General features: G+C 62.1%; 1 protein-coding gene and 1 pseudogene. Both read left to right on the top strand.

Annotated elements, in window-relative coordinates:
- Positions 1-908: pseudogene (locus V6C16_RS13935) on the top strand (UvrD-helicase domain-containing protein); the annotation flags it as partial.
- Positions 901-1,120 (top strand): hypothetical protein (locus V6C16_RS13940; protein WP_333543516.1); only part of this gene is annotated, 220 nt, incomplete at its 3' end. The pseudogene V6C16_RS13935 and the gene V6C16_RS13940, both read left to right, overlap by 8 nt.

The following is a 1,120-nucleotide window of genomic DNA, read 5'->3' on the forward strand; positions in this document are numbered from 1 at the left end:
CTTCCGATCTGGCCGCGGACGCGGCGCAGGGCAACCATGCCCATGCGGAGCTGGACACACTGGAGACAGAACCCGCATTGTCAGGCAATGCTCCTCATGCCTGCCCGGCAAGCCCGGACACGCCCGCCATGCCTCCCATGCCCGGCGTACAGCACACCGACGGCACGACAAGCACACCCGCCGTCACTCCCGCCACGGACGCCATGCCGGGCAGCCTTGCCACAGGTATGGATCAGGAGCAGAACCGTCCCCTTTCTGACGGAACGGCACATAGTGCCGCAGGGCATGCAAAAAACACCGTGAGGGATGCCAATACCGAAGACTGGCGTCCCATGCAGTGGCTGCCGCGCCTGAAGATCTTTCGCAACCCTCTGGCCGCTTTTGACTTTCAGCCCGAAGACCGTGGCAATCTGCTGCATTTCTGTCTGGAGCACCTGCGCCTTACCGGCAATCCGCGTGAAGATGCTCAGGCAGCCCTGAACTTTGGCCTCCGTCATTATCCGCTGTCTGTTCCCGATGATGCGGCCTTGCGCCACGGCGCATTTGAAGCGTTGCACTGGTTTGCAAGTCAGCCGCAAAGCGCGCGCTGGCTCGCCAACGGCTGGCCCGAACATTCCATAATGACTCCACAGGGGCAGCTTTTGCGCATGGACCTGCTGGTTCACGAACCCTGGGGACTGCTGATCATTGACTATAAAAGCGGCCAGCCCGAAGCCGCCCATGTGGAGCAGGTACGCAAATATCTTGGCGGCCTGCTCCCGGGACGCGGAAACGACAGCACCCCCGTCATGGGCCTGCTGGTATACCTTGACCAGCGCTGTTTTCGTCTGGTGACGCCGGACGAAGCTTCAGAGCTTGCCCCGCGCTGCGACGGCCTTTTGCCCGCAGAGGATTATCCGCATGAGTAGTTCGCCTTTTCTGGTTTTTCCCTGGCAGCGCCCTTTTCTGCCCGCCCTTAAAGCGCATCTGCACGAGATCACGGGCGGGCGTCCCGGTTCCGCGCTGCTTATTGTGCCGCACAATCGCCCCTGGCGATACATGGCGCAACTTTACGCCGCAGACGGCCATACCGGGCTGTTGCCCAAGGTGCTGCCGCTGGCCGATGCCGTGGGCATCTGGC

The organism is Desulfovibrio sp. 1188_IL3213 (assembly GCF_036763145.1).
GTDB lineage: Bacteria > Desulfobacterota > Desulfovibrionia > Desulfovibrionales > Desulfovibrionaceae > Desulfovibrio.